Origin of the sequence: Pedobacter hartonius (assembly GCF_900107535.1) — a bacterium.
In the GTDB taxonomy this organism is placed as follows: domain Bacteria; phylum Bacteroidota; class Bacteroidia; order Sphingobacteriales; family Sphingobacteriaceae; genus Pedobacter; species Pedobacter hartonius.
The window spans coordinates 393,942-420,207 of record NZ_FNRA01000003.1 but is presented as its reverse complement, the minus strand read 5'-3'; the positions used below and the strand labels follow the sequence as shown (position 1 = coordinate 420,207).

Below are 26,266 nucleotides of genomic sequence, written 5' to 3'. Positions count from 1 at the left end.
CAATTCATGAAAAAACACCTCAGGTTACTTTTATTTCTTCAGCTTACTGTTCTTTTTGTATCGGCACAGGATTCGTCCAAAGTTGTCCGCAAAGGATTCATTCCAAAAGATAAATTATTTGAACTGTTGTATGTTCCCTTTGATGTACCGGCAGGTACTACCGAAATCAGGGTGAAAGAGCGTTACGACAAGATGAAGGTCAATGTGCTGAACATGGGCATTTACGACGCAAACGGTTATCAGGATGCTGCGGGTTTCAGGGGCTGGTCTGGCGGGGCAAAGAAGGAATTTTTTATCGCTGAGGCTTCTGCATCTACAGGGTATATCGCCGGGAATATCAACGCAGGCACCTGGAACATTCTGGTCTATCCTTCCACGATTGCCCCGGAAGGACTCAGCTGGACGCTGGAGATCACATTAGTCCCGGGTAAACAGCAGAAAATCGTTGAGGGCAAACCGGCTGCTGTGCAGCTCAATACCATTGCGGGATGGTACCGGGGCGATCTGCATATGCATACACTGCATTCTGACGGCAGGCGTACCACGGATGAACTGGTGGCAGAAGCCAAAGCCAAAAAACTGGATTATATCATCTCTACTGAACACAATACCAACGCCGCAAACCTGAACTGGGGCAGGTATGATTCGAAAGACCTGCTGATCATCAACGGCGAAGAAGTGACTTCAACCCGGTACGGACACTGGAATGCGATAGGCCTCGATGCAAAAACGGTGGTCGACTGGCGTTATAAACCTGAAGATGGCATAATTGGAAAATACGTTGGTAGGGTTCATCAGGATGGCGGCCTTGCCATCATCAACCACCCTTTCTATGACAAAGGTGATAAGACCTTCAAGTTTGACGAAAAAGAGTTTGACGGGATTGAAATCTGGAATGGAGAATGGAATGTGCTGAATGCGCTGGCTTTAAAATGGTGGGATGAGTCACTTCGAAAGGGAGTTAAAAAAATTGCAATCGGTGCGAGTGATACCCATATAGCAAGTGGTTCTCCCAATAACCTGGGAAGGCCGCAGACGGTTGTTTTTGCGAAAGGCTTATCAAAAAATGCCATTCTGGAAGGAATAAAAAAAGGTAGGGTTTATATTGCAGCAGGAGATTCAGTTTCGCTGCAGTTAACGGTGAATTCCGCTGGAAAAACCTATGGTATAGGTGATCAGCTGCCGAAAAATACTGCAGCTGATGTCCATTTGACGGTAAAAGGTTGTAAAAACACAGTGCTGATGGTAATAGGGGATAAGGGGCTTATTTCATCCCATCAGCTGGCAGATGATGTTCAAACTATAGATATGAAAGTGAAGCCGGGTTCTTCCTCTTATATTCGCGTTGAAGTACGCAAAGCAGATCAAACTATGGTTGCGCTGACCAATCCGGTTTGGTTATAAAACCTAAGGAGAGATCAGGATGTTCGGATGAATCAAAAAAAACACAATTTCTGTGATATTGATATTGCTCGTGTATTGTTATGTATTTCTGGGTCGTTGGGTCATGGTTGGATTATCCCTGGGAGGGTTCGAAGGATTTTTTGCCTTCCAACCCCCTGGTAACGTGGGTTCAGTAAATGGTCAATACAAAACAATAGACGAACAATATATGGGTAAAACATCTCCATTACCTGAGCAAAAACACTGATGCCGGGTGAGTTGGAAGATCTGATCCGCCATTTCTTAGTTAACCATCAGCGGAGCTCCGTTTACCATCACATTCTGCACTTTAATATCTTGGTATTTGTTTTTTAATGCAAGTGATTTTGTGGTAACCGTAATATCGTTTGAAAACGATATTGGAGACAGTATCATCAGGGTTACCTTCAAGCTCGCCAAAGCTTTTTGCCTGTACATTGATGTTGGACAGGGTGATGTTTTTGACAGTTCCGTAAGGCTTCTCTGAACTGCCATTCAGATCAAAGAATTGTTTCCAGGGGTTCATATTTACAATAGCGCCACAGGTACCGGTAATGTTTTCAACAGTGATATTTTCAAAGAGCTGATAGGTATCCGGCCTCATTTTCAATCGCAGAATAGGGCAGTCATTATTCACTTTGCAATTTCTGATGGTAATATTGCGGGCATGTATACACTCACTTCCAAGGGTTAATGTGGCATGGGAGGGACCAAAACTACAGTTTTCCACCAGGATGTCTTCCACTATGCCATTACCGGGCAACTTCTGGGCATCGGGGCCTTTTCCGCCTTTGATGCAGACCGCATCATCATTGACAGAGATATAACAATTGCGGATAGTTACTTTTTTACAGACATCGATGTCTACCCCGTCTGTACTTGGGGCTTTGACAGGTCTGAAAGGTGAGCGGATATCACATCCATCCATCAGTACATTCTGGCACTGATAAAGATGTGTGGTCCAGAATCTGGAGTTATGAAGCTGTACTTTTTTGATGTTAACGTTATTGCATCCCCAGATAAAAAGAAGACGGGGGCGGTGAACCTCTAAGTTGGTACTTGGCTGATGTAGTTTTTGCTTCACCTCCCGGTTGGCCCAGAAAGCCTTCCAGAAGCGCAGGCCTGTTATACTAAAATTGTCCACCTGATAGACATTGACCAGTGCTGCATAATAATCAAGATTTTGCCCTTCCATGCGCGAAGGAATCAGCGGATAATCTTTAATGTCATCCGATCCTTTCAACACTGCGCCTTCCATTAACCTCAGGCTGGTTTTTGGTTTGAAGAACAGGGCACCGCTAAGGAAGGTACCCTTTGGAATGACTATGGTGCCGCCTCCTTTAGCCGCTGCCTGGTCGATAACCCGCTGGATGGCTGTCCTGTTCAGCTTTGTGCTATCGGCTTTGATGCCAAATTTCGTGATCAGATAGTCCTGTGACCTTGCATTCAGCAGGCTGAACAGCAGGCACATTAATAGTAATAGTTTCTTCATGTTGACTTGTGCTAACTCTTCCCAAGATAGTTTTTATAGGTTGTATTCCCGGTCAATGTAGCATTTTTATTGCGTTTGGTCCTGTCTGCGGTTGAATCTGAAATAATTGATTATTGCTGTAGCACAACGTTTCTCTTTAACATTTTAGTATACATCAGGTTTAATTTTACAATTGCCGCTGAGGCCTATCTTTTATTCACCCAAATCTTTAATCATTCAATGATAGAAATTTCAACTTCAAAAACGAATACTATGAAAAAATTTGTACTGGTTAGTCTGATATTATTTTTAGCTAATGTTGGATGTAAGAAAATGAACGCAGATGGCGGAAGACTTTGCGGATATTCGCCGATTGCTGCGCCCGCATTGAACCTGGTGATCAAAGATAGTGCAGGTAAGGATTTATTGGATGAGAAAACCGCAGGCGCTTATTCAAAAGACAAGATCCGTTTGTTTAGAAAAGATGCCGCAGGAAAAACAATCCCCGTTGTTTTTTATGTCAGTCCGCCATTTTCTTATGGCGATGAAAAATTCAGTTTCGACCTTCTTTATGTTCCTGTCATTACTGATGTGCAGAATCCGGCAGAGAACAGGATGTTTCTGAAACTTGGTGACAGTGATCTTTATGAGCTCAATTTAAAGGTCAGCAAGGCAAAACCTGAATTGGAAAACCTGATAATTGACCAGAAAGAAGCCGATAAAGATGAAGGCAGCGTCATGAAATATCTCAGCATATTTTACCTGACGGAGTAGTGAAGAAAAAGCCATATAAAAACCCCGGTTCCGGCAATTAACCGGAACCGGGGCTCTTGATGATGATCAGGAATTTTCCTGATGATGATGAAAATTAGAAATCGTATCTGGCAGTGAACCTTGCGTTTCTTGGCACCTCATAGATATAAGTATAGTAAGAAACAGATGTTGCCGTCTCTTTAGCCAGTTTTGTATACGAGCCCTGAGTCAGCAACCTGCGGTCAAGTAAATTGTTGACCAGGGCTGAGACAGAAAATTTGCCCCTTGTATAAGATATACCTGCGTCAAACCGGATGTAATCTGCAAACGTAGTTTGCGTAGGTCCGGATCCTGCATAACGGCTTAACTGCATTTGGTAACCACCTGAAAATCCGATTCCGTTAAATACAGAATTTGGGTTTCTGTAACGGTATGACAACCATCCGTTGGTGATGTGTTTGGCAGTATTTGCCAGGTAAGTTCCGGTAGCATTTCTGGCCGGATCTTTATTCTCATCCCTTGTTACTTTCGGGTCTGTATAAGCGTAGTTCAGCGTCAGGTCTAATCCTTTTGCAATTTCACCTACCAGGTCAAATTCGATACCTTTAGATTCAACTTCACCTAACTGTACCATAAAGTTGTTAGGGTCACCAAGAGGATATGCAGGGTCAGGGGTCAGCACGTTTTTCTTTGTGATCTTATAGACCGAGAATGTTGAATTCCATCGTCCTTCAAACCAGTCTTTCTTCAATCCGAATTCAATGTTATTACCTGTAACCGGTTTAAAGATATCTCCGGTTGCTGATCTGTTAGCCTGAGACTGCGGGATAAAACTCTGGTCGTATAAAGTATATGCGGAGAATGAATTGGTGATGGAATAACTCAGACCGGCCCTTGGTGTAAATTTATTGTCTGACATGTCTGTCGCGTTGGTTTTACCGACCGACTGTGCATGGGTGAATCTACCAGCCAGTGTTAAGCGCAGTTTTTCTTCGAGAAAACGCAGTTCATCCTGCAGGTAAACTCCAGTATAAGTGGTGTTGGTTGCATAACTATTGCCACCTGAGCGTACTTTGATGCTTCTTGACCTGTTGAATACAGGGATGTTCTCAGCGGGGATACCATAAACAGGGTTATAGATATTAAAAGTGGCATCATTTGCCAGCTGAAGGTCTGAAGTAGACGAACTTGAAAAGTCTCCCCAGGTTTTCAGATTACCCATATCCAGGCCTCCTAATATCCGGTGTACTACCGGCCCTGTTCTTACTTCACCGGTTAAGCTGAACTGTGCATTTTTATTGATGGCCAGTTCTTCACTGATGTACAGATTCCTTTTCGCATCACCATTGGGTGCAAGGCTGGAAATCCATGGTGTACTGCCACGCAAGTTATAATTCAGATAAGCGAGCTGCGCATTGAAAGTCCAGTCCTTATTGAATTTATGATTGAAATAAAACGTAGCATTATGATCGTTCAGTATATTGGGATCCAATGCAGGATCTCCAATGAAGAAACTTGGGTCAGTGTCGCCATATCCTTTTGGTGAAAAACCATAGTTACCTAATGCCAAAGCCTCTACATGCTGGTGTGTGTATTCAGCCGTGATTTTTGTATTGCTGTCGATCTGGTAGCTGATTACCGGAGCAATCACATACTTGTCATTGTAGTTGAATTTGTTGAAACTGCCTTTAGTCTGTGCAGCAACGTTTAAGCGATACAGCAATTTGCCGTCATGAGAAAGCTTGCCATCCAGATCTACGGCTGCACGTGCAAGGTTGTATCCGCCGGCACTTACGCTAACAGAACTTTTGTTCATGCCTGTAGGTTTCTTGGTAACGATATTATAAATACCGCCTGGCTCACCATTGGCCATCAGAAAACCTGCAGGGCCTTTAACAAATTCCACACGGTCGATTGTTGCAGCATCATCTGCCAGAGGGCCCCATGGGGTTTTTAAGTTCATCCCGTTACGGAAGGCCGGAATAGAGAATCCGCGCATATAAATGTTTGCATATTGTGCGTCCCAGTGGCCGACTCTAACGGCACCACTTACGTTCCTGGTTATTCCGTCTACGATGTCAAATGCCATTTGGTCTGCCATCACCTGACTGGTAACCACCCTGATGTTTTGAGGCAATTCCAGTAATTTTGTTTGCAAACGCAATGAAGAAGATGTTTTTTCTACTTTATATTTTTTGTTGGTAGAAATTTGTACATCTTCCAGCTGCGATTTGTTCTCATTCAGAGAGAAGTCAGCTATTACAGTACCTTTGGTCACCGTAATTTGTTTTTCTTTCGGATAAAGGCCCACGGCAGATACAATAAGTGTGTAATTTCCCGCTGGTACTTTTCTGACGTGATACGAACCATCTTCATTCGTTACAGCGCCAAGGGTAGTACCTTTTAGCTTTACTGTAACCCCATCGGCAATAGTACCATCTGAAGTAGTAATCCGGCCTCTGATACTACCAGTATTTTGTGCGAATATCTCGCTGCTCAAAAATAAAATGAAAAGGAAGAATAGTAATTGTTTCAACATAATGTTATTAAGATTGATTAAAAATAATTCGGCGCAAAGTAACTACTAATTTATTGTGTATGCAAATAATTTTTAATTAATCTAAATAACTTGCTTGTTGTAAGAAAGAATTCTGGATTAGCGATTATAAGCAGGTTATACAGTAATTTCCTCCTCTGAACGTTGTTTCTGCTTTATTTTGTAGTAACAAATAAATCCTACTGCGGCAATACATAAACTTAAAATATCCACAAAAAGGATATCAACAGCACCTGCAGCATAGGTTTTCCATATCCAGTTTCCTGTAGTGAGTCCGTTTGCAATGGGAATTAAAAAACTGACTGTGCTGCCCATCAGGAGGGTTTCGCGATTGGTACGGCTAATGTTTTTGCGAATAATATAATAGGCTGAGATAACCAGCCAGCTGTAAAAAAATACATGGTATATAAAGTCCATGTCAACCGGGTTACCCAACTTTACGGCGATAAAGGTGAGGGCGGTGACGGGAAACATGGAAAGGCATATGGCAAGAAAGATATTAGCCAGCCATAAATTGAACTTTCTCTTGTGTTCAGGTACATTCTTTTTGTCGCGTGCAACGAGCCATACGAGGATCCCTGAAATGATGACCACACAGCCCATGATCCCCAGAATAAAGTAGACGATCTTTAACGCATAACCTCCGTAATCTCCAAAGTGTAACCTATAAATCAGACTTTTTACCTGGTTTACATAATTGCTTTCCGGCAATGGAGACTGCTGGTAAACAATCTTATCATCTTTGAGCTGGTAGATGATCTTTCCTTTCCCTGAAAAATTACGTTCAACGTCTGCAGCGCCTTCCATGATCAGGTGCATGGAGGTGTCACCATAGTTTTTAATGGATACACTTTTGATATAAGAGCCCTGCCAGAGTTTCTCTGTACGGTTGATATAAGACTGGATATCAATTTTACCCGGCAGAGACTGATAACCGTAAGTATATTCCTTTTCATCAAAATAATCAAGGTCCCTGTACAATTCCTGTGATTTGCCGTCATACATTAAGTAGGTAAACGGAGTGAGCAGAACTGCGTTAAAAATGAGTACAATTCCTGTTATAGCATAGATGAGCTGGTAGGGGAAACCTATCATTCCCAATGCGGTATGTGAATCCGTCCAGGCAGTTTTTACTTTTGACCATGGCCTGAAAATAAAGAAGTTGGAAACGATCTTGTCCCAGTGAAGGAGCAATCCTGTAATCAGCGCAAACAGGAAGAAAAAAGATACCAGGCCTGCCAGCATATACCCGAAAGGTACGCCAAGCCGGATCGGTACTTTATTTAACTGGGCCAGAAAGTGAAGGCGATATAAAAATTCCCCCAGATCATATGATTCTTCGTAGGTCTTACTTTCTCCCCTGGCGAAATTATATTTGAAATTGATACCATCGCCGCGTCTTCCTATTTTTGCCCCTTTTTTGTCTGCCTCAGGTTTCTTTTTTGATTTCAGGGTACTGTCTTTACTGGCAGTCAGGCTCACGTAGGTATCCATCGTGTTCTCCTGGAAGAAGAAAGAAACATCTCTGCCCTTTAGGTTATGTTTCTGATCCAGGGAATCCAGTAAGGTGTTATAGTTCAGTTTTGTTTCTTCGCGGGCCCGGAATGAGGTATTGCTTTGCCATGCTGAGATGTCTTTCTTAAAGAGCGTATAAGAGCCCGCAAAAAAGATGACAAACAGGATCGCCGAAATGATAATCCCACTGATGGTATGTGTACTAAAATATATATTGTAATTTCTATTCTTCATGGTTCAGGTTACAGTTTTAGGAGGAAGGGAGTGGCAAATACCGCAGTTAGGAGCAGATAGTAAAGCCAGATCTTCCATCCGCTTTTAGTCAGAAAGGCCAGCAGCAATAAGATGGCCCACAGCAGGTATCCGGTAAATGCTGCAGTGATAATCACATTTTTAGGCTCAAAAATATAGCCCAGCAGATGATGAAAAGCAATCATCACGCAATAGCCTCCCAGAAAACCTGCAGTTATTTTTATAAATTTTTCGAGAGGAGAGTTGGTTAGGTATTTTTTATTGGCTGGCATAACTAGAAAATCAACAGTTCAAAAACAATAAAAACCAGGTAGATGGAAAGAATATGTTTAACGGACAAATAGCGAAACGGAAATAATAATACGATAAGGCTGCCCATCGCCATGATGATGACAATGAGGCTGAATATGCCAGCCACAGGTCCGCCAAGATAATCGAGCAATGCATAGGCAAATATCAATAGCAGGACGATGATGGATCCGGACAGGCTTGTCCGGGCTTCCAGATAACGGGCCCATGCCGGTTTATCAGACCAGTTGTTTTTCTTCGATGTGTTATAGAACAACAAAAAGGCTATAAATACCAGGAGAATAAGAGTAGTATACATTGCAGGTTAAATTATTGTGAACGCATTATTTCATTGCAGCCTGGTAAAGAAGGTTGAGCGATTTAGCAGGTTAATGTTATTTAGATCGATTAAGTTTAGTGCAAATATATACAAGTATAAATATTTAACAACTCTTGTGTGAAATTAGTTATGATTGGCAATCCTCCCTATGCTATAAAATTTAAACATTTTCCTGCGCTTCAGGTTATATGGCTATGGAAGAAACACCTATGCCAGGTTACTATTCCGGTACAAGCGGTTTGCTGCTGCCGGTACCGAACAAGCTTTTTTATCCGGAGGAATTCAGGGATAAAAGCAGACTTTGTTTTTACGGTTCACTGATGAACAGCATCGAGATAAACAGTTCTTTTTATAAGGTGCCTATGGCCTCAACCGTACAAAAATGGGCAAATGATGTGCCTGATGACTTCAGGTTCAGCTTTAAACTCAGCAGAGAGGTTACCCACAATAAAGGCCTTGCGTTTGATCCCGCTATGGTCAGTCGTTTCATGAAAATTATTTCTTCTGCAGGCAATAAAAAAGGCTGTTTGCTGGTGCAGTTTCCGGCAAGTGTGCGAATAGGGGATCTGAGGCAGCTGACGGTGCTTGCCGATGTGCTGCGTGACAGTGATCCCGCGGGAGACTGGAATATTGCCTTGGAATTCAGGCATGTTTCGCTTTATCATGATGATGTATATAGTTTGCTGGAAGAGCATTCCATGGCGATGGTGATCCAGGATATGCCAAAGGCAGTCACACCGGTGCTGGAAACAAATCTTCCTTTTGTTTACCTGCGGTTTCATGGTCCGGACGGAAAATATGGCGGTAGTTATGAAACCAGTCTGCTGGAGGAATATGCAGGCTATATTAAGGATTGGATGGCTGCCGGAAAAACGGTATACACCTATTTCAACAATACTATCGGAGCTGCAGTAGCTAACTTAAATAGACTGCGCGACCTCGTGCAGGCCTATTGATCACCTTCTGATATTGAATTGGTCAATAGTGCAAAATCAACAACAGTATTTGTTTTACATTTCTGAAACATTTGTTTTATTAAACCGCCTACCTTTGCAGAAGAGATAGAATAGAGTGGAAATAATTAGTATATAAACAGAACATAGGATGGAAGGATTGAATTTTGACGAAACAGTGCTCAGGTCCCAAAAATTACGGACGCTTTATCATGAGCTGGAACGCAGGTTCCATGGCAGCGAGTGGACAATAGAAGAAGATGCACTTGCGTTTTTAACGGATGCCGGATTGGTGGGCCGACTTACCATGTCGCAGCAGGGCCGCTGGCCACAAGGCGGGGAGACCATTCCGGATCTTGAACATAAATTCGGAAAATGTATCTGGTGGCTGATTATCCTTGCAGACCGTATGGAGATTGATATCCAAAACGCCCTGGGCGGGTTTCTTAGCAAAACAGAACAGCTTCTGGATAAATAACATTTGAAAAAAAATACCGGCTCATGCCGGTATTTTTTTAAGGATCGTTAATAAAGGGAATCAAATGTGTGCTCAGCTGCCCGCCAGTATGATTAGTTTTTGGCGTTGAAGGTTACTGCTTTATCATAAACTTTGGTGTACTGGCTTTTTGTTGCGGCAAATTTATCAGTATCCATTTTCGCAATACCCGCTATTTCATAAATGTGTTTGTCAGTCTTTCCGATCAGCTCTAAATTTGCCCGGTCATTGATCACTGTGTAGATGCTTTCTGTATTTGCTTTAACACGTGCGGAGGCATCATCTTTAAGCATTACCTGCAGGTTCGCCACATTGAATTTTCCAACAGTCCTTACACTTGCTTTTTCCGAAGCATCTATACGGTACAGGTCTTTTACGTAAACTGTTACTGTCACCGGGCTGCTTTCAGTAGAGTTGATAGTTAATGTATTTCCGGTCTGTTTAACCGATACTTTTTTCATATCAAGATCTTCCATCGTTACATATTCCTGGTTGTTTTGTACCAGCAGTACTTTTGTATTCCCGGTTACGATTACTTTTTTAATGTCCCAACCGGCAGCACCTTTATTGATAGTAACTGTAGCAGCAGAAGCTGTAAGACTAAATACTGAAGCGAATAGAACGATTGCTAATGAGCTTGATTTTAATACGGTGTTAAATAGAGTTTTCATATCTTTTGAGTTTTGTTTTTTTTGAATGATTTCTTAATTGTTTGTATATAAGACGTCAATACACTACGAACGTTTCAGCTGTGTTGCCGTTATTATACCACGGTGCTGTAACAGCCGACAAACGCCTGTAATATTTCTACCAACGGGTACAAAAAAAGGGCGTGAATCATCATGATACACGCCCTTACGATAAAGATATTATTTTTATTCAAGTGTTTTTACACCGGCAATGCTGGTTGTGCTTTTCTGATGCAGGTCAAATACAGTTACCTCATTTTTGCCTTTTTTGAGCCAGTTGGCAGGGCAATACAAGTGAAACTGCGGGCCTGCGTTCCAGTATCTTCCAAGATTATGCCCGTTCACCCAGATGACTCCTTTTTTAAAGTTGCTCAGGTCCAGGTAAGTGTCTGCAGCTGTTTTCAGTTCAAAGCTGCCTTTGAAGAATACGCCGTCATGAAGACCGGCTTTATCGTTTTGCTGCAGACCCTGTACATAATTGTCATCCATAGGCAGGTTAAATATCTCCCAGTTGAATAATGTCATCCCTTCCAGCGTGACACGGTCGGTAATTCCTTTACGGTCTATAATGTACTGGGCAAAGTTGATATGGCCCATGTTTTCCACCAGGATTTCCAGAACAGGGTCTTTCACCTCACTTTCCGGCAGCTTAACCGTCCATTTGCCGCCATCACGGTAAACCGTATCCACCAGCTTGCCGTTTAACAGCACCATTGCATAATCATGAGGTTCGGTGATGGTCAGCTCGCCACTTTTACGGCCGATCAGTTTTGTACGGTATATAATAAAACCACTGTACTGGCCCATGCTCTCCATCGTTTTTACCTGTGAAGATGTAACAGCCGCCGGCAATTCATTCCATATGCTGGTAAGAGGCTGCATTTGAAAGCTGGGTACAACGGTTACCGCCGTCGGTTTAGGAACCTTTGGCAGTTTTTGTTTGGTGTATCTGGCAATCAGGTCACGTAAAGCAAAATACTTGGGAGTGGCTTCGCCTCGTTCATTGATTGGGGCATCATAGTCATAACTGGTGATGTCCGGTTGAAACTGTGTAGGCGTGAAAGCATTTGCACCGGCGCTGAAACCAAAGTTTGTGCCGCCATGTATCACATATAAGTTAAATGAACGCTTGTGCTCAAGCAGGTAAGTAACCTGTTTAATAATTTCCGACTGGGCGGGTTTCTGATATTTTTCCTTCCAGTGGGTAAGCCATCCCGGATAGGTCTCGGCACTGAAAGCCGGTACATCCGGGTTCTGTTTAGCCGCCTGTTCAAAATCTGCATCGCTGCCTCCGCTATCCAGCCCTATTGCAGCTCCTTCTACTGTACCTGCCTCCAGCATAAAAGCAGTAGGACCATCAGCAGTATAAAACGGCACATCAATTCCATTGTCTACCCAAAGTTTCTTCAGGGCCTTAATGTAATTTCTGTCATTGCCGTAACTTCCATATTCATTTTCTACCTGAACCATAATCACGGGGCCTCCGTTGGTGCATAAAAGCGGCTTGATCTGTTTGGAAACTTCAGTAATATATTTTGTTACGGCACCCATATATCCTGGATCCATAGTTCTTAATCTGATATCAGGTATCTTCAGCAGGTAGGGAGGTAATCCGCCAAAGTCCCATTCGGCACAAACATAAGGTCCCGGCCTGAACAATACCCACATGCCTTCTTCCTGGCAGATCTTTACGAATTCAGCAATGTCACGGTTTTCAGACTTCCAATCAAACACACCTTCTTTTTCCTCAATATAATTCCAGAAAACATAGGCTGCTATGGTATTGCAGCCCATAGCTTTCGCCATTTGAATACGGTGGCGCCAATACATCTTTGGGATTCTGGCGGGGTGCATTTCCCCGCTAATTATTTGAATGGGCTTGCCGTCCATCATAAAGTCGCTTTTAGCGAAGGAGAAAGAGTGTTTTTGCTGCGCGTTTACGGACCTTGTGAAAAGAATAAATAAAAGTAGTGGGAAGAGTTTCTTCATGAATTGAGTTGATGGTTATTAAATCAGCTAAACCGATTTATTCTATAAAATATAATAGCATTGAAGCAGCATATTTAAGAATAATTGTTTAAAAACAAGGTATTTTATTTAGCGTAATTCGTTTTATCACTATAATATCGCACAGCATAAGGTACGACGTGCCCTTGATTTCCCCCGCGTACCGTAATGCCATTGTTATACCTGAACAGCAGATCTCCTTCTATCTTTTTACCCTTCCTGACGAGGAATAGCGAAGCTGTATCATGTTCGTAAACTGCTATATAGTGTTTCTCCGTTAGATCAGACACCTGTCCGGCATTTCGGCGGCCATCTCCATTTGCTGCCGGGTACAGCTGTAAAGCAGCGCCAGCGTAACCGCACAGGCTGTTAAGCCCTGTAAACCCGTAATTCTCATCTATTCTGACTTTTTACTAATCATGCTCCCCGAAGGGAAATTCCATAAATCGAAACCCAGAAATGACAGGAGCAAACCAGTTGGACAGCATATAAATATTTTCAAGAAGGAATTTTCTGCTGATTTTCTGTGTAAAATGTTTTATTGTAATATATTTTATTAAAAAATGCAGTATTTATATAAAATATATCTAATTTTTTGTGGTTTAAATTAGTCTGAAATACAGTTTGATGTGTCTTTATTGTGAATCTTTCATAAAATAAAAGGTATAATCTAAAATTTTATGCTTTTTGTAGTCTTTTTTATTGTGAAAGTTAGTTGATAGTGCCTTTTATTGTGGTAAAAATCGATTATTTGTTGAAATCGGGGAGCGCATCTTGTTCAGAAGATGGAAATAATTAAAATCTTAATTTACCTTAAATCCAGCAGCCTATGCAATGAAAAAGAGACGTAAAAAAAGTTGAATGTGGTTCCAGCACATCCAACCTGTAATTTTCTTGAGCTTTCGCTCAACTAATCCTGTAGACCTCCCTATAGGGAAGGTTATCTTTTTAACAAAATTTATCTCAAATATATGACAAATAAAATATTGTCAAGCCGGTTTTCATTTAAAAATCTGGCGAGCTTTATATTGACCATTATCCTGTTTCAATATGCGTTGAGTACAAGGGCCGCAAGTACTGTAAAACAGGGTCTCGATACCAAAATCACACTCAAAGTAACCAATATGCCTGTAGCAGAGGTGTTAAAAAAGATCAACCACCTGGTAAAGATCGATTTTGCTTATGGCTCTGATGCGCTGGGCGACAATAAAAAAGTTAGCCTGAATGTGAAGGAAGAAAAACTCTCTGACGTGCTGAAGATGATTTTGGATCCATTTCATATGGAATTTTACTACGCTAAAGATCTTATCCTGATCCAGATGATCCAGGAAGATTCAAAACATCCTGTAAAAAATATCACTGCCAATAAACAAAGCCAGGTAACAGGAGTGGTGACAGATGCGAAGGGGCTTGCACTGCCGGGTGTCAGTGTTAAACTGAAAGATGGCCAGGCAGCGGCCAGCACCAATGCCGACGGAAAGTACTCCATTTCACTGCCCGACGGTAATGGCAACCTGGTTTTCAGCTCGATAGGTTTCATAACACAGGAAATCCCCGTGAGCGGAAGAAGTACCATCAATGTATCAATGAAAGAAGAGTCGCAGGCTTTAAGTGAGGTAGTAGTTACTGCCCTGGGAATTGCACGTGAGAAAAAAGCACTTGCCTATTCTGTAACAGAGGTTAAAGGCGATGAACTTACAAAAGCGAGGGAAAATAACCTGGGTAATGCACTTGCCGGAAGGGTTGCCGGGGTGAATGCCAGCAGCACCGCTACGGGTGCGGGCGGTTCCAGCCGGGTAATCATCAGGGGTAATGGTTCCCTGGGTGGTGAAAACCAGCCTTTGTATGTGGTAAACGGTGTTCCAATGACCAATAGCACGCCAAGTACCCCGGGTACCTATGGCGGGGTAGACAGGGGCGACGGACTGAACAGTATTAACCCGGATGATATTGAATCAATTTCTGTTTTAAAAGGCGGAACGGCAGCGGCGCTGTATGGTTCCAGAGCTGCAAACGGCGTCATCCTGATTACTACTAAAACCGGTAAAGGACAGCGCGGGCTAGGAGTAGAGTACAACACTACTTATACAATGGAGACCCCATTGTCAATGCCAGACTGGCAATATGAATACGGATCTGGCGACCGTGGGCTGAAGCCTGCTTCGAAATCTGAAGCAATCGCAAATGGAAGGATCTCCTGGGGAGCGAAACTTGACGGCTCATCGGTAGTCAATACAGACGGCATATCCAGGCCTTATGTGGCGCAGAAAAACAATATCCAGAACTTCTACGATACAGGAAATACCTTTTCCAACACACTGGCCTTGACCGGAGGGAATGAAACATCCAACTTTCGCTTCTCGGCTTCGAACATGGATAATAAAGGAATCGTGCCAAACTCGTCTTTAAATCGTAAAACCTTCAACCTGAGCGCCAGCGCTAACCTTTCCAAGAAGGTGATTTTTGAAGGAAACGTTCAGTTCAATATCGAGAAGAACAAAAACCGGAGTTATATTGCCGATTTTACCAAGAACCCGAATGCCTCTGTAGGGTTGATTGCCACCAGTCTGGATGTGCGCACGCTCGCTCCTGGTTATGACGCACAGGGATTCGAGGTGCCATGGAACGATTATGTGTTTGTAGTAAACCCATATTTTGCGGTAAATAAAGTGCAGAATGAAGATGAAAGAAAACGGTTTATAGGTTCATTCAGTACCCGGTATAATATTACCGACTATCTGTATGCCCGCGGCCGTCTTGGAATTGATTATTTTAATACCAATGGATTTGATATCAATCCCAGCGGTATCCTGACTGATACCAGGGGCAGCATGACTACCGACCGTAACAGTACCTATGAAACGAATGCTGAAGCTTTGCTCGGCTTTGACAAAACATTCGGAAAATTTTCGGTGAATGCCCTGATAGGCGGAAATCAAATGCACTCACAAGTTAGGGCCGGCACCCTGTCAAGCGGTCTTTTTAATGTTCCTTTTACTTATTTTATTGGTAACGGAAGCAGCCAGACCTTTACCGATACTTTCAGTGAATCGGCAATCAATTCATTCTTTTCATCAGCAGATATTGGGTTTAACAACTACTTATATTTAAGCTTAACAGGTCGCAAGGACTGGTTCTCAACGTTGTCAATGGCCAACAACAGTCTCTTTTACCCATCTGCAGGATTAAGTTTCATCCTATCCAATGCATGGGCATCAAAACCTTCATGGCTTTCGTATGCAAAAGTACGCAGTTCATGGGCACAGGTAGGCGGGGGCGCTCCTAATCCATATTCGCTGGCTTTAACTTATACCGCACAGTCGGTAACTCACCTGGGACAGCCACTGCTGGCGATCACCGGCAGCAATATCCCAAGTGAACTGAAACCTTATACCTCCACAACTACTGAAGCAGGTATCGAGACCAGGATGTTCAATAACAGGATCGGGGTTGACCTGACGGTGTACAACAGGGTTACCACGAATGACATCGTGAATGCTGCGGTTGCCGTATCCTCAAGTTTTAACAGCGTATCACTGAATGTAGGAAAAATGCGGAATAAAGGTGTGGAGTTGCTGCTGACAGGCACACCACTGCGTTCCTCTAAAGGGATCAACTGGGATGTGAGTTTCAATATGGCTTACAATAATAATAAAGTGATCAATATTGCCGAAGGTTTAGATAAACTGGCATTGCCGGGTGCAATGCCGCGGACTGAAAATGCCTATGTATATCATTATGAAGGACAGTCTTTTGGAATGATCGCCGGTAATAAAGCGAAAACTGATGCCAATGGCAATGTAATTTATAACAGCGCGAACGGAATTCCGCTGCAAAGCGAGATCGTTCCCCTGGGTAAAGGAGTACCACCATGGACAATGGGTATCTCCAATACTATTACGTACAGAAATGTATCACTGGGCTTTTTGGTGGACGGTAAATTCGGAGCAAAAATGTATACTTCTACCAATGCATACGGAACGTATTACGGGCTTGATAAAAGAACAGCGGCAAATGGCGTACGTGAAAACGGAATTACTTTAACCGGAGTTGACGAAACAGGCGCTCCTTTCAATAAGACTGTTTCTGCACAGGATTATTACCAGGGTATAGCCTATACGCTTACCGATCAGTTTTTATATGACGCCAGCTTCATCAAGCTGCGCCAGATTACACTGGGTTACTCCCTGCCGAAAAAGCTGCTGGCAAAAACACCGGTACAATCGGCTACGCTATCTCTGGTGGCACGTAACCTGTGGCTGATCTATAGCAAGGTGCCAAATGTTGACCCTGAATCTACTTACAACAACTCGAATGCACAGGGGCTGGAAAATTTCGGAGTACCTACTACACGCAGTTACGGCCTGAACCTTTCAGTGAAATTCTAAATCAAATATTGTTCACCATTTTTTAGTATTAAATATGACAAACACGAAATATATAAAATGGAACTTCCCGGCTAAAGTGCTGAGAATTGCATTGATGGCTGTCGTTCTTTTATCTTCATGCGATAAAGGCTTTGAGGAAATGAATAAGAACCCGAACGCCTTTACAGAGCCGGTAGTGACCAGTTTGTTCTCTTACAACCTGATCAAAACTGCCGGTGACGGCGACGGAAATACCTTGTACCCGAATGATAAACTGGCTGGTGCAATGATGCAGCTTTTTGCATCCCTCAACCCCTATCAGTGGACCGGAGATAAATACCTGGCAAAAGCCGGATACTCCGATGCCCTGTTCGGCACGGCTTATGGTGTGGAGCTGAAAGAGAACTCACAGATCATCTCGCTGACAAAAGATAACCCTGATCAGGTCAATCTTTACAACATTGCACAGATCTGGAGGGTGTATATCCTGCACCGTGTAACGGATATGTATGGCGATGTGCCTTATTCTGAAGCAGGACTGGGTTACGTAAGCGGGGTCTACAAGCCTAAGTATGACAAACAGTCTGATATCTACCCGGCAATGCTGAAACAGCTGGAAACATCTGCCCTGGCACTGGACGCGACCAAGCAATCCTACGGCACTGCAGATTATATCTACAACGGAACCACGTCTAAATGGAAAACATTTGCCTATTCGCTTATGCTGCGCCTGGGGATGCGGCTGACAAAGGTTGATCCGGCATTAGCAGAAACATGGGTTAAAAAAGCAATCGCCGGTGGTGTAATGCAGAGCAACGCAGATGTGGCAAGGCTGAACCATACCGATGGAACAGAACTCAACTTTTACTGGGATGGCCGCGAATTGCGTGGCGGTGAAGGTGTTCCTCCTTCGGCAAAAGGAACTGGCTACGGAAAAATGGCTCAGACTTTTGTGAGTCACCTGAAAAATACTGCAGATCCGAGACTGCCATTCTATATCACCCTGTGGCCGGGAAATGCTGATCCTGCACAACTGCCTGCCAGTACGATCGCTGCTAACCAGAAAGGTCTGCCTAACGGTTATGACTACACATCGATCAAGACCGTCATTCCGGGATGGACCGACGAAATGCTGGCCGAATATTCTGAGATCAACCTGAATACTATTGGCAGTAATTCCACTCCAAGTGTATTTATCAATTACAATGAAGTGGAGCTTTACCTGGCTGAAGCATCTTTACGCGGATGGGGAACGGGCGATGCAAAAACACATTATGAAAATGCAGTAAGGGCCTCAATGGAAATAGAGACCATTTACCCCGGCGGCAGCAGTATTTCTGCATCGGCCATCAGTGCCTATCTTACAGCTAATCCATATACAGGAGGGTCATTTGATGTCCAGATGAAACAGATTCATACGCAGTTCTGGGTATCGCAGTTCATGAACAATATGGAGATCTATGCCAACTGGAGACGTACGGGCTACCCGGTGCTGACATCAACAAATTATCCCGGAAACCAAACCGGCGGGCAGATTCCAAGAAGATTGCCTTATCCGCAGTCGGAAGCCAGCTTAAACGCCGATAATTACAAGGCTGCTGTTGCGATACAGGGACCGGATCTCTGGACAACCAGGATATGGTGGGATAAACAATAACATACCCACACAACTAAAGATACAGGCCCTGTCATTTCCAATGACAGGGTTTTTTATGTACACAGGATCTGTCTCCTATCTTTTTACCTGTAAAATTTTTAATTTCATTAGTCTGTTTGGGTTTATTGGGTGTCTTTAAGCGGAATGATATATCTAAATTGAATTGGACTGTGATATTCATAACTTTTTGGCTAGAGAGAGGTAATGTAGGGGGAATGATACTTGCAGGAATGAGTTAAAAGTGTAAATTCAACTAATTTCCCGATGAATATTTAGGGATATTTTTAAAGACTAACCGGTTTACAATGAACTACAAACACACAGCGCTTAAATTGACTGTTTATTTCAAGTCAAAATTCCGTTTTCGGATACCAAAAGTTTATCTCGTTTGCTTTTGGCTTTTTCTAATTGTAATGGGTTTTTCCCAGTATAAGCCTGGTACGGGGCTACCGCCTGCCGATCCTGACAATGGTGGGCTTTTTTTACCGGGCGGGTTCCGTGCAGTGGTCGTCGTAGATAGTTTGAAAGGGCAGGCAAGGCACATTGCCGTCAGTGACAACGGAGATATTTATGTAAAAGCCCGGAACCATGTACGTAATGATGGTTATGGCAATATCGCATTGCGCGATACCAATAATGATGGAAAAGCAGATATCATCCAGCCCTTTGGAAAATATGAAGGCCGCACTTACGGAACCGCAATGAGAATTCATAACGGGTATCTCTATTACAGCTCTGAACTTGTGGTATACCGTAATAAACTTACGCCAGGGCAATTGGTGCCGGACAGTAAGATGGACACGATCGTTATTGATAATCCTCCTTACCACGAACATCAGACTAAACCCGTTGCTTTTGATGACAGCGGACATATCTATGTAGGATGGGGTGCAGGATCCAATGCAAGCCAGGTAGCCAACAGACGGCCGGGCTCTCCCGGAACAGGAATTCCGGATTCGGAAACCGAAGGTAGCCCTTTTCTGGTAGACCACGGCGGAATCTGGATGTTTGACGAAAATAAACTCAATCAGAAACAGGAAGAAGGTGTGAAATTTGCTACAGGCTTAAGAAGCATCGTAGCCCTGGACTGGGATCCGAACAGTAAATCACTCTATACGATCAACCACGGGCGTGATGACCTGAGAATGTTATGGCCTGCTATTTATACACCATGGGAAAGTGCAATTTTGCCTGCCGAGGAATTCTTTAAGGTAAAACAGGGGCTGAACGGGGGATGGCCATATTATTACTATGACCAGCTGAAAAAGAAAAAAATTCTTAATCCTGAGTATGGCGGCAATAAAATTAAAGAAGGTAACGGCGCTAAACTTACACAGCCGCTGATCGGTTTCCCAGGGCACTTTGCACCAAACGACCTGATGTTTTATAAAGGTAACCAGTTTCCTGCACGTTACAAAAACGGCGCTTTTATGGCCTTTCATGGTGCTACCAACCGTGCCCCGTATCCGCAGGCAGGCTATATCATTGCTTTTGTTCCGTTTAAAAATGGCGTGCCTTCAGGCCCCTGGGAGGTATTTGCAGACGGTTTTGCGAAGGTTGACCCTATTGTGAATGTAAGTAATGCAGTTTATCGTCCTATGGGACTTGCAGAAGGCCCTGACGGGTCTCTGTATGTAAGTGATACCGAAAAAGGAAAGATCTGGCGCATCATGTTCAAAGGGAATAAAAAGACCTTTGGCCCTCTGCAGCTGGCCACAATGGCAAAACGTAAGATCACTAAATCTAACATTAAAACGCCAAATGAAATTACTGATAACCTGGACAGGGGGAAAATGCTTGCAGCAGCAAAGGTTTATACTACCTACTGCAGTCCTTGTCACCAGAGAGATGGAAAGGGCGATGGCAACCGTTATCCTCCGGTTGCAGGTTCTGAATGGGTAAATGGCGACAAAACCAAGCTGATCAGTGTCATCCTGAATGGATTGCAGGGGCCGGTACAGGTGAAAGGCTTACCTTATAATGAAGTGATGCCTGCACACGGCTCCTTCTTAAAAGATGATGAAATTGCACAGGTTGTTACCTATATAAAGAGTAATTTCGGAAATACACCGGGGATAGTTACTCCTGACGAGGTGTCTGTAGTAAGAAAGTCGACCTCAAAACAATAATTTATACAAATAGTATCATGCTTAAAAATAATAGTTTCCTGTTCATACGCACTCAAAAATTGTCAGTTCTCTCCGTTTGTCTTGGTTTTTCAATGACCGCCAACGCGCAGGCGCCGGCTGCAGGATTGTTCACATCATCTGTTCTGACACCTATTCACAGTTTTACAATTGGTTGTGAAGGCCCCGGAGTAGATAAAAAGGGAAACCTGTACGCCGTAAACTATGCCCGTGAGGGTACGGTCGGGATCGTGACGCCTAAGGGCAAAGCCGGGATATTTCTTGAATTACCGGAAGGAAGTGTTGGGAACGGTATCAGGTTTGACAGTCATGGAAACATGCTGATAGCCGATTACAAGATGCACAACATTCTGAAGGTGGACATGTCTACCAAAAAGATAAGTGTTTTTGCGCATGAAGGGCGGATGAGCCAGCCGAATGACATTGCAATTGATGATAAAGACCGTTTATATGCAAGTGATCCGAACTGGAAAGCCGGCACTGGCAGGATCTGGCGTATTGATACGGATGGAAAGTTTACTTTGCTGGATAGTATGGGTATAGTGAACGGCATTGATGTAAGTCCTGATAACAAAACATTGTATGTCAATGAAAATCCAAAGTTATGGGCGTATGATCTTTCTCCTGACGGCGGCATCAGCAATAAGCACCTGGTGATGCAGTTTCCTGATCCTGGAATGGATGGACTGCGTGTTGACGTGGATGGCAATATTTATCAGGCCAGATACGGAAAAGGTGTAGTGGCTAAGATCTCTCCTGATGGAAAAATTTTACAGGAGATCGTATTAATAGGAAAGAAACCTACCAACGTAGCCTTTGGGGGCAAAGACGGGCGTACGATGTACGTCACTTTGCAGGACCAGGGTAATATAGAAACGTTCCGTGTAGACAAACCCGGACGTGAATGGCTCAGAACTAAGAATAGTAAATAACATGAATATAATCATTAAACCCTAAATCAAATGAGAACAGAAAGAAGATCTGCACTAAAAAAATTATTATTATCTGCTGTTGGTGTTACAGGATTCGGATTATTTGCAAGTTCAACTGCAAGCGCGAATGATTCAGCACCGGAAAAAGAAGCAGGCAACATCACTAAAATGGATGACGTTCCATTGTTTTCAGGTCATACTAAACTTGGAAACATGATTTTTATCGCTGGTAAAGGTGCCCACGTTGCCCCCTTCACCATTGGAGCACATACTGATATTGTATTGAAAGAACTGGAAAGTGAACTGATCAAAGCAGGTTCATCTATGGAAAAAGTGGTAAAGGTGACCGTATTTCTTAATGATATTGCTGATTACAAAGGCATGAACGAAGTTTATAAAGGCCGTTTTGGAAAGAATCCTCCTGTACGTACCACTATTGCCGTAGCTAAAGGTGGCGTTCCGGGAGATTCTCTGGTGGAGATGGACTGTATCGCATATATCTAAGTCGTATTTTAATTCTGTTGATCAATTTTACATGAAGCTAAAGTTTATTTTTTCCTGTTGTCTTTTTATTGCAGTACTGGGCAGTAATGATGCGGTATTTTCCCAAACAAAAAAAACTGCTAAGACAGTTACTAAAGTTACCACTACAACCCGTTCAGCTGCCGGCAAGAAGGATATTGAAGCCGGGAAAATGCTGATTTCCAAATCAGATTGTATGGGCTGTCACAGCCTGGAAAATAAAATGGTTGGACCCGCTTACATAACTATAGCGCAAACCTATCCGATGACGGATGCAAATGTGACGGCATTGTCGCAGAAGATCATCAACGGAGGCAGCGGTAAATGGGGACAAATTCCTATGACACCTCATCCGGGTATCACCTCTCCGGATGCAAAAAAAATCGTGAAATATATTCTTTCGCTAAAGAAATAGCGAAATCATCTGATTAAATTTTAAAAAGCTAATGCTGTAAACGGCATTGGCTTTTTATTTTTTGGCTTTTTTGGCATAATTATATAGTTCGTCCCAGTAAAATGAACATTGGTGTAATATATTTCATCGTACGGGCTTGAATCTATAAGTTTATGACCAGATCATACCAGCTAAATCAAAACGATATGAGATTATTGTACTACTACCTTCAGATCATTTTGCCAATACCATTGCTTTTAATCTTTCTTCAGCTTGGACTAACCTGGGTATTCGGGGCCGGACTCCTGTTGTATGTCTGCATTTACCGGCCATTCATTACCGGTTACAGGTTGCTTGCAATGGGACTGATCAGACGGGAAGATTTCAGTAAACTGTTTATCCCCCTCTACAGTACCAGGTATTTTTATGACCTTCATTTTAAACCGTAGTCTTTACCTAAGCAAAATTATCTTTACGCTTTTAAATTGATCGGAATTAGTTAATTTGTTTGTACATTTAACTAAACTCTCATCAGTATTGGCAGATCATGCTCCATATCCGGAATTTGGGTCAGGTTATCCATTTAACGTGTACCTGTTAATAATTATTCCTACATTATTACTGGGCCTTGGTTTGCTCCGTCAAACTGACCTGACTTATCTGATGATGAACCTTCCTATTGGCATGCTGACGTTTTATATTCTCCTTGCGCGTTTTTCCAGCAAGATTGAGATTAACGATATCAACGAGTTTAAAGTTGTATATTTCTTTCCCTGGGATGATGATGTGCAGATTGATCTCGAAGACTTTGAGCACCTGTACTATGCAAAAGGCCTGGGTTATGATGTGCTCAGATTTACCGGTAACGCATATGAAGTACAGGCTGTAGTGATTAAGGTAAACACCAGGATCTCAGATATGCAGCGAATGCTCAGCTTTATTGAAAAACAAACCCATCTGAAAGTGGTTACTGTGGCTTCCGGGCAAAATTAAACGATCTAATATCACCCTGTGTAATCCTTCCTTTTTCATAGAACTATTCCGTTTTTTTCTTTTCCGTAGTGGTAATGTAGTGCCTTTTTTATTTGGTTGGAAAGACTCCAAAGGTTAGTTTTGTTAGATGCAACAACTACCAAAGCGCCTGCTATCCATCGATGTCCTCCGGGCGGTAACCATGTTCCTGATGATCTTTGTAAATGAATCAAACGGAGTGAAGAATGTTCCCTTATGGATAGATCATGCAGAGGCCAGTGCAGATGCGATGGGCTTTGCCGATACGATCTTTCCGGCATTTCTTTTTATTGTAGGTTTGTCCCTTCCTTTTGCCATTAACAATAAGATAAAAAAAGGGGAGTCTTTTATCAGCATACTGTTGTATATCCTTACGCGCAGCGCCGCATTGCTGATCATAGGTTTTTACCATGTGAACCTGGAAGATTATAGCCCGGCCGCTACATTACCGAAAGCCGTATGGGCACTGACCATAACTTTCAGCTTTTTCCTGATCTGGCTGGATTACCCGGAAGCGATGAACAAAACAAAGAAGTATATATTCATCGGAACAGGCATCTTGCTGCTGATCATCATGGCTGTAATCTACAAAGGCGGCAGCGCCGAAGCAACAACCTGGATGAGGCCTTCCTGGTGGGGTATTTTAGGGATCATCGGCTGGTCATACCTGGTCTGTGCCATTCTTTATCTGATCAGTAAGGGAAAACTGAGCCTGCTGATTCTATTCTGGATTATATTTGCAGCGATCAACATTGCCGTACATATGGGGATACTACAGGGACCCATCTGGCTGATAGGAGATGGCGCCCCGGTCACCTTAACCATGGGAGGGATCGTGATATCCGGCATTTATGCCTGGCTGACCGGAATCGGTAAAACGCAACGTTTATGGGCCATCTTTACTGTACTAGGCCTGACTTTAATTGCTGCAGGTTTGTTTGTCAGGCCTTTTGCAGGAGGGATCTCAAAAATACATTCTACTCCGGCCTGGGTATTTATCTGTAGCGGCATTACAATTTTGTTTTTTGAACTGGCTATTTACCTCATTGATATTCAGGGAAAGAAAGACTGGTTTAAATGGATTGCCCCGGCAGGAACCAGCACACTTACCTGTTACCTCATGCCATATTTTCAGGTATTTATCATGCGTTTATTCCATGTACACTATCCCTTGTTCCTGAATACCGGTGCCGCGGGCCTGATCCGTTCATTTGCGATATCATTTATCCTGATCGCGCTGGTGGGGCTCATGGAAAAACGAAGAATAAGATTAAAACTTTAATTCTCTGGCTTTATCTAACAATTAACCGCTGAAGGCAGGCTGAAGACAAAAAACAATAAAATAAATGAAAAACCTTTTAAAAATTACGGTATCATCAATAGCACTTTCCTGTATGCTGCTTTTCAGCGGGATCAATCCTGCCTATGCCCAAAAATCAACACCAAAGAAATACGTTGTTATTGGTTATGTCGGCGGTTACAGGGGCCTGATCGATACCACCCTGGTCAATGCCAGTAAGCTTACCCATATCAATTATGCTTTTGTTGACGTTCGGCACAACCGTGCCTGGCTTACAAACCTGAAAACAGACTCTACGAACTTTAGAAATCTAAACCTGCTGAAGAAGAAAAATCCTGACCTTAAAATCATGATCTCTATTGGAGGCTGGGCATGGAGCGGTAATTTCTCTGATGCTGTTCTTTCCGATACCTCACGCAGGGCTTTTGCCGCAAGTGCCGTTGACATCATCAGGCAGTACAACCTTGACGGAGTAGATATTGACTGGGAATACCCTGCCCAGGTAGGCGTCGGGAATAAGTTCCGCCCCGGGGATAAACAAAATTATACACTGATGTTCCGGGACCTGCGTGAGGAACTGGACCGCATGGAGAAACAAACAGGTAAAAAACTCCTGCTCAGCACAGCCGTGGGAGGGTTTAAAAGATTTTTAGACCTGACCGAAATGGGAAAGGCACAGGCCTACCTCAATTACATTAACCTGATGACCTATGATTACTTCCAGGACAGCCTGGGCATCTCTGTGCACCATACCAATCTTTATCCTTCCAAAATATACCAGGGTGAAGACAATGCCGATAAAACTGTTTCCGAATATATGGCCGCTGGTGTGCCTGCCAGCAAACTGGTAATGGGTTTGGCATTTTACGGCCGTTCTTCCCTTGTGGAAGAAAATACGCAGAACGGACTGGGCATCAAAACTGCCGGCAAGACAGAGGGCGGAGGTTATACCATGCTGAAAGACAGTCTGGTAAACAAGAACGGATTTAAATATTTCAGGGATAAGGACGCCATGGCGCCCTATCTGTATAATGCCACCACGCGGCAGTTTATTTCCTTTGATGACGAATGGTCGGTACAGCGCAAAGCCGAATATGTAAAAAAGAAACATATGGGCGGTGTAATGTTCTGGGAGTACTCCAGTGATAAAAAGGAGTATTTGCTGGATGCGGTAAACAAGACTTTAAAGTAAG

21 protein-coding genes are annotated in these 26,266 nt (G+C 43.1%); 14 read left to right on the top strand and 7 right to left on the bottom strand.

What is annotated here, in order from left to right; genetic code table 11:
• Nucleotides 1–6 precede the first annotated feature (6 nt).
• Nucleotides 7–1,404 (top strand): CehA/McbA family metallohydrolase, encoded by a 1,398-nt coding sequence (locus BLW16_RS07860; RefSeq protein WP_090555995.1) that lies wholly within the window; start codon nt 7–9, stop codon nt 1,402–1,404.
• A 328-nt stretch (nt 1,405–1,732) separates the two neighbouring features.
• On the opposite strand, the gene BLW16_RS07855 is transcribed toward BLW16_RS07860, so the two are convergent.
• Nucleotides 1,733–2,914 carry a glycoside hydrolase family 28 protein gene (locus BLW16_RS07855; protein ID WP_090555994.1) on the bottom strand — a complete coding sequence of 394 codons (1,182 nt, stop codon included), beginning with the start codon at nt 2,912–2,914 and terminating at the stop codon, nt 1,733–1,735.
• A gap of 252 nt (nt 2,915–3,166) precedes the next feature.
• On the opposite strand from BLW16_RS07855, the gene BLW16_RS07850 reads away from it, so the two are divergent.
• On the top strand, nt 3,167–3,667 hold the full coding sequence (locus BLW16_RS07850; protein WP_139298283.1) for a hypothetical protein: 501 nt from the start codon (nt 3,167–3,169) through the stop codon (nt 3,665–3,667).
• 94 nt (nt 3,668–3,761) lie between these two features.
• Here the strand turns inward: BLW16_RS07850 and BLW16_RS07845 are convergent, their stop codons facing one another.
• The 4 genes from BLW16_RS07845 to BLW16_RS07830 all read right to left on the bottom strand — a co-directional run bounded on the left by BLW16_RS07845 (nt 3,762) and on the right by BLW16_RS07830 (nt 8,577).
• Nucleotides 3,762–6,185 (bottom strand): TonB-dependent receptor, encoded by a 2,424-nt coding sequence (locus BLW16_RS07845; RefSeq protein WP_090555992.1) that lies wholly within the window; start codon nt 6,183–6,185, stop codon nt 3,762–3,764.
• Between the two features lie 135 nt (nt 6,186–6,320).
• A complete protein-coding gene (locus BLW16_RS07840) occupies nt 6,321–7,952 on the bottom strand; it encodes a PepSY-associated TM helix domain-containing protein (protein ID WP_090555991.1) in 1,632 nt (543 codons plus the stop codon).
• Nucleotides 7,953–7,960: 8 nt separating this feature from the next.
• Nucleotides 7,961–8,242 (bottom strand): hypothetical protein, encoded by a 282-nt coding sequence (locus tag BLW16_RS07835; RefSeq protein ID WP_090555990.1) that lies wholly within the window; start codon nt 8,240–8,242, stop codon nt 7,961–7,963.
• 2 nt (nt 8,243–8,244) lie between these two features.
• A complete protein-coding gene (locus BLW16_RS07830) occupies nt 8,245–8,577 on the bottom strand; it encodes a hypothetical protein (RefSeq protein WP_090555989.1) in 333 nt (110 codons plus the stop codon).
• Nucleotides 8,578–8,792: 215 nt separating this feature from the next.
• Between BLW16_RS07830 and BLW16_RS07825 the strand changes: the two genes are divergently transcribed.
• Nucleotides 8,793–9,554 carry a DUF72 domain-containing protein gene (locus BLW16_RS07825; RefSeq protein ID WP_245735171.1) on the top strand — a complete coding sequence of 254 codons (762 nt, stop codon included), beginning with the start codon at nt 8,793–8,795 and terminating at the stop codon, nt 9,552–9,554.
• A gap of 148 nt (nt 9,555–9,702) precedes the next feature.
• Nucleotides 9,703–10,029: a nucleoside triphosphate pyrophosphohydrolase family protein gene (locus BLW16_RS07820; RefSeq protein ID WP_090555988.1), complete on the top strand. Its 327-nt coding sequence runs from the start codon at nt 9,703–9,705 to the stop codon at nt 10,027–10,029.
• A gap of 92 nt (nt 10,030–10,121) precedes the next feature.
• On the opposite strand, the gene BLW16_RS07815 is transcribed toward BLW16_RS07820, so the two are convergent.
• Nucleotides 10,122–10,718: a GIN domain-containing protein gene (locus BLW16_RS07815; RefSeq protein WP_090555987.1), complete on the bottom strand. Its 597-nt coding sequence runs from the start codon at nt 10,716–10,718 to the stop codon at nt 10,122–10,124.
• 204 nt (nt 10,719–10,922) lie between these two features.
• Nucleotides 10,923–12,725, bottom strand: a complete 1,803-nt coding sequence (locus BLW16_RS07810) for a glycoside hydrolase family 35 protein (RefSeq protein ID WP_090555986.1) — start codon at nt 12,723–12,725, stop codon at nt 10,923–10,925.
• A gap of 989 nt (nt 12,726–13,714) precedes the next feature.
• Here BLW16_RS07810 and BLW16_RS07805 point away from each other — a divergent pair.
• From BLW16_RS07805 to BLW16_RS07760, 10 genes are all read left to right on the top strand, one after another.
• Nucleotides 13,715–17,131 carry a SusC/RagA family TonB-linked outer membrane protein gene (locus tag BLW16_RS07805; protein ID WP_090555985.1) on the top strand — a complete coding sequence of 1,139 codons (3,417 nt, stop codon included), beginning with the start codon at nt 13,715–13,717 and terminating at the stop codon, nt 17,129–17,131.
• Between the two features lie 34 nt (nt 17,132–17,165).
• The gene (locus BLW16_RS07800) at nt 17,166–18,767 is read left to right on the top strand and encodes a SusD/RagB family nutrient-binding outer membrane lipoprotein (RefSeq protein WP_175470509.1); all 1,602 of its coding nucleotides are present in this window, start codon (nt 17,166–17,168) and stop codon (nt 18,765–18,767) included.
• A gap of 413 nt (nt 18,768–19,180) precedes the next feature.
• The gene (locus BLW16_RS07795; RefSeq protein ID WP_090555984.1) at nt 19,181–20,896 is read left to right on the top strand and encodes a PQQ-dependent sugar dehydrogenase; all 1,716 of its coding nucleotides are present in this window, start codon (nt 19,181–19,183) and stop codon (nt 20,894–20,896) included.
• Between the two features lie 17 nt (nt 20,897–20,913).
• Entirely contained in the window at nt 20,914–21,846 is a 933-nt protein-coding gene (locus BLW16_RS07790; protein WP_217631535.1) for an SMP-30/gluconolactonase/LRE family protein, read from the top strand.
• 30 nt (nt 21,847–21,876) lie between these two features.
• Complete coding sequence (locus BLW16_RS07785; RefSeq protein WP_090555982.1) at nt 21,877–22,350, top strand: RidA family protein; 474 nt, start codon at nt 21,877–21,879, stop codon at nt 22,348–22,350.
• Nucleotides 22,351–22,381: 31 nt separating this feature from the next.
• On the top strand, nt 22,382–22,783 hold the full coding sequence (locus BLW16_RS07780; RefSeq protein WP_090555981.1) for a c-type cytochrome: 402 nt from the start codon (nt 22,382–22,384) through the stop codon (nt 22,781–22,783).
• Nucleotides 22,784–22,968: 185 nt separating this feature from the next.
• Nucleotides 22,969–23,211 (top strand): hypothetical protein, encoded by a 243-nt coding sequence (locus BLW16_RS07775; RefSeq protein WP_139298282.1) that lies wholly within the window; start codon nt 22,969–22,971, stop codon nt 23,209–23,211.
• Between the two features lie 88 nt (nt 23,212–23,299).
• Entirely contained in the window at nt 23,300–23,755 is a 456-nt protein-coding gene (locus BLW16_RS07770) for a hypothetical protein (RefSeq protein WP_090555979.1), read from the top strand.
• Between the two features lie 127 nt (nt 23,756–23,882).
• On the top strand, nt 23,883–25,055 hold the full coding sequence (locus BLW16_RS07765) for a DUF5009 domain-containing protein (RefSeq protein WP_090555978.1): 1,173 nt from the start codon (nt 23,883–23,885) through the stop codon (nt 25,053–25,055).
• Nucleotides 25,056–25,119: 64 nt separating this feature from the next.
• Nucleotides 25,120–26,265, top strand: coding sequence for a glycoside hydrolase family 18 protein (locus tag BLW16_RS07760; RefSeq protein WP_090555977.1), 1,146 nt, complete (start codon nt 25,120–25,122; stop codon nt 26,263–26,265).
• Nucleotide 26,266 lies beyond the last annotated feature (1 nt).

What these genes read in the sequence shown, in the direction of transcription:
- BLW16_RS07860 (WP_090555995.1), top strand. Translation starts at nt 7, where the DNA reads ATGAAAAAACACCTCAGGTTACTTTTATTTCTTCAGCTTACTGTTCTT.
- BLW16_RS07855 (WP_090555994.1), bottom strand. Translation starts at nt 2,914, where the DNA reads ATGAAGAAACTATTACTATTAATGTGCCTGCTGTTCAGCCTGCTGAAT.
- BLW16_RS07850 (WP_139298283.1), top strand. Translation starts at nt 3,167, where the DNA reads ATGAAAAAATTTGTACTGGTTAGTCTGATATTATTTTTAGCTAATGTT.
- BLW16_RS07845 (WP_090555992.1), bottom strand. Translation starts at nt 6,185, where the DNA reads ATGTTGAAACAATTACTATTCTTCCTTTTCATTTTATTTTTGAGCAGC.
- BLW16_RS07840 (WP_090555991.1), bottom strand. Translation starts at nt 7,952, where the DNA reads ATGAAGAATAGAAATTACAATATATATTTTAGTACACATACCATCAGT.
- BLW16_RS07835 (WP_090555990.1), bottom strand. Translation starts at nt 8,242, where the DNA reads ATGCCAGCCAATAAAAAATACCTAACCAACTCTCCTCTCGAAAAATTT.
- BLW16_RS07830 (WP_090555989.1), bottom strand. Translation starts at nt 8,577, where the DNA reads ATGTATACTACTCTTATTCTCCTGGTATTTATAGCCTTTTTGTTGTTC.
- BLW16_RS07825 (WP_245735171.1), top strand. Translation starts at nt 8,793, where the DNA reads ATGGAAGAAACACCTATGCCAGGTTACTATTCCGGTACAAGCGGTTTG.
- BLW16_RS07820 (WP_090555988.1), top strand. Translation starts at nt 9,703, where the DNA reads ATGGAAGGATTGAATTTTGACGAAACAGTGCTCAGGTCCCAAAAATTA.
- BLW16_RS07815 (WP_090555987.1), bottom strand. Translation starts at nt 10,718, where the DNA reads ATGAAAACTCTATTTAACACCGTATTAAAATCAAGCTCATTAGCAATC.
- BLW16_RS07810 (WP_090555986.1), bottom strand. Translation starts at nt 12,725, where the DNA reads ATGAAGAAACTCTTCCCACTACTTTTATTTATTCTTTTCACAAGGTCC.
- BLW16_RS07805 (WP_090555985.1), top strand. Translation starts at nt 13,715, where the DNA reads ATGACAAATAAAATATTGTCAAGCCGGTTTTCATTTAAAAATCTGGCG.
- BLW16_RS07800 (WP_175470509.1), top strand. Translation starts at nt 17,166, where the DNA reads ATGACAAACACGAAATATATAAAATGGAACTTCCCGGCTAAAGTGCTG.
- BLW16_RS07795 (WP_090555984.1), top strand. Translation starts at nt 19,181, where the DNA reads ATGGGTTTTTCCCAGTATAAGCCTGGTACGGGGCTACCGCCTGCCGAT.
- BLW16_RS07790 (WP_217631535.1), top strand. Translation starts at nt 20,914, where the DNA reads ATGCTTAAAAATAATAGTTTCCTGTTCATACGCACTCAAAAATTGTCA.
- BLW16_RS07785 (WP_090555982.1), top strand. Translation starts at nt 21,877, where the DNA reads ATGAGAACAGAAAGAAGATCTGCACTAAAAAAATTATTATTATCTGCT.
- BLW16_RS07780 (WP_090555981.1), top strand. Translation starts at nt 22,382, where the DNA reads ATGAAGCTAAAGTTTATTTTTTCCTGTTGTCTTTTTATTGCAGTACTG.
- BLW16_RS07775 (WP_139298282.1), top strand. Translation starts at nt 22,969, where the DNA reads ATGAGATTATTGTACTACTACCTTCAGATCATTTTGCCAATACCATTG.
- BLW16_RS07765 (WP_090555978.1), top strand. Translation starts at nt 23,883, where the DNA reads ATGCAACAACTACCAAAGCGCCTGCTATCCATCGATGTCCTCCGGGCG.
- BLW16_RS07760 (WP_090555977.1), top strand. Translation starts at nt 25,120, where the DNA reads ATGAAAAACCTTTTAAAAATTACGGTATCATCAATAGCACTTTCCTGT.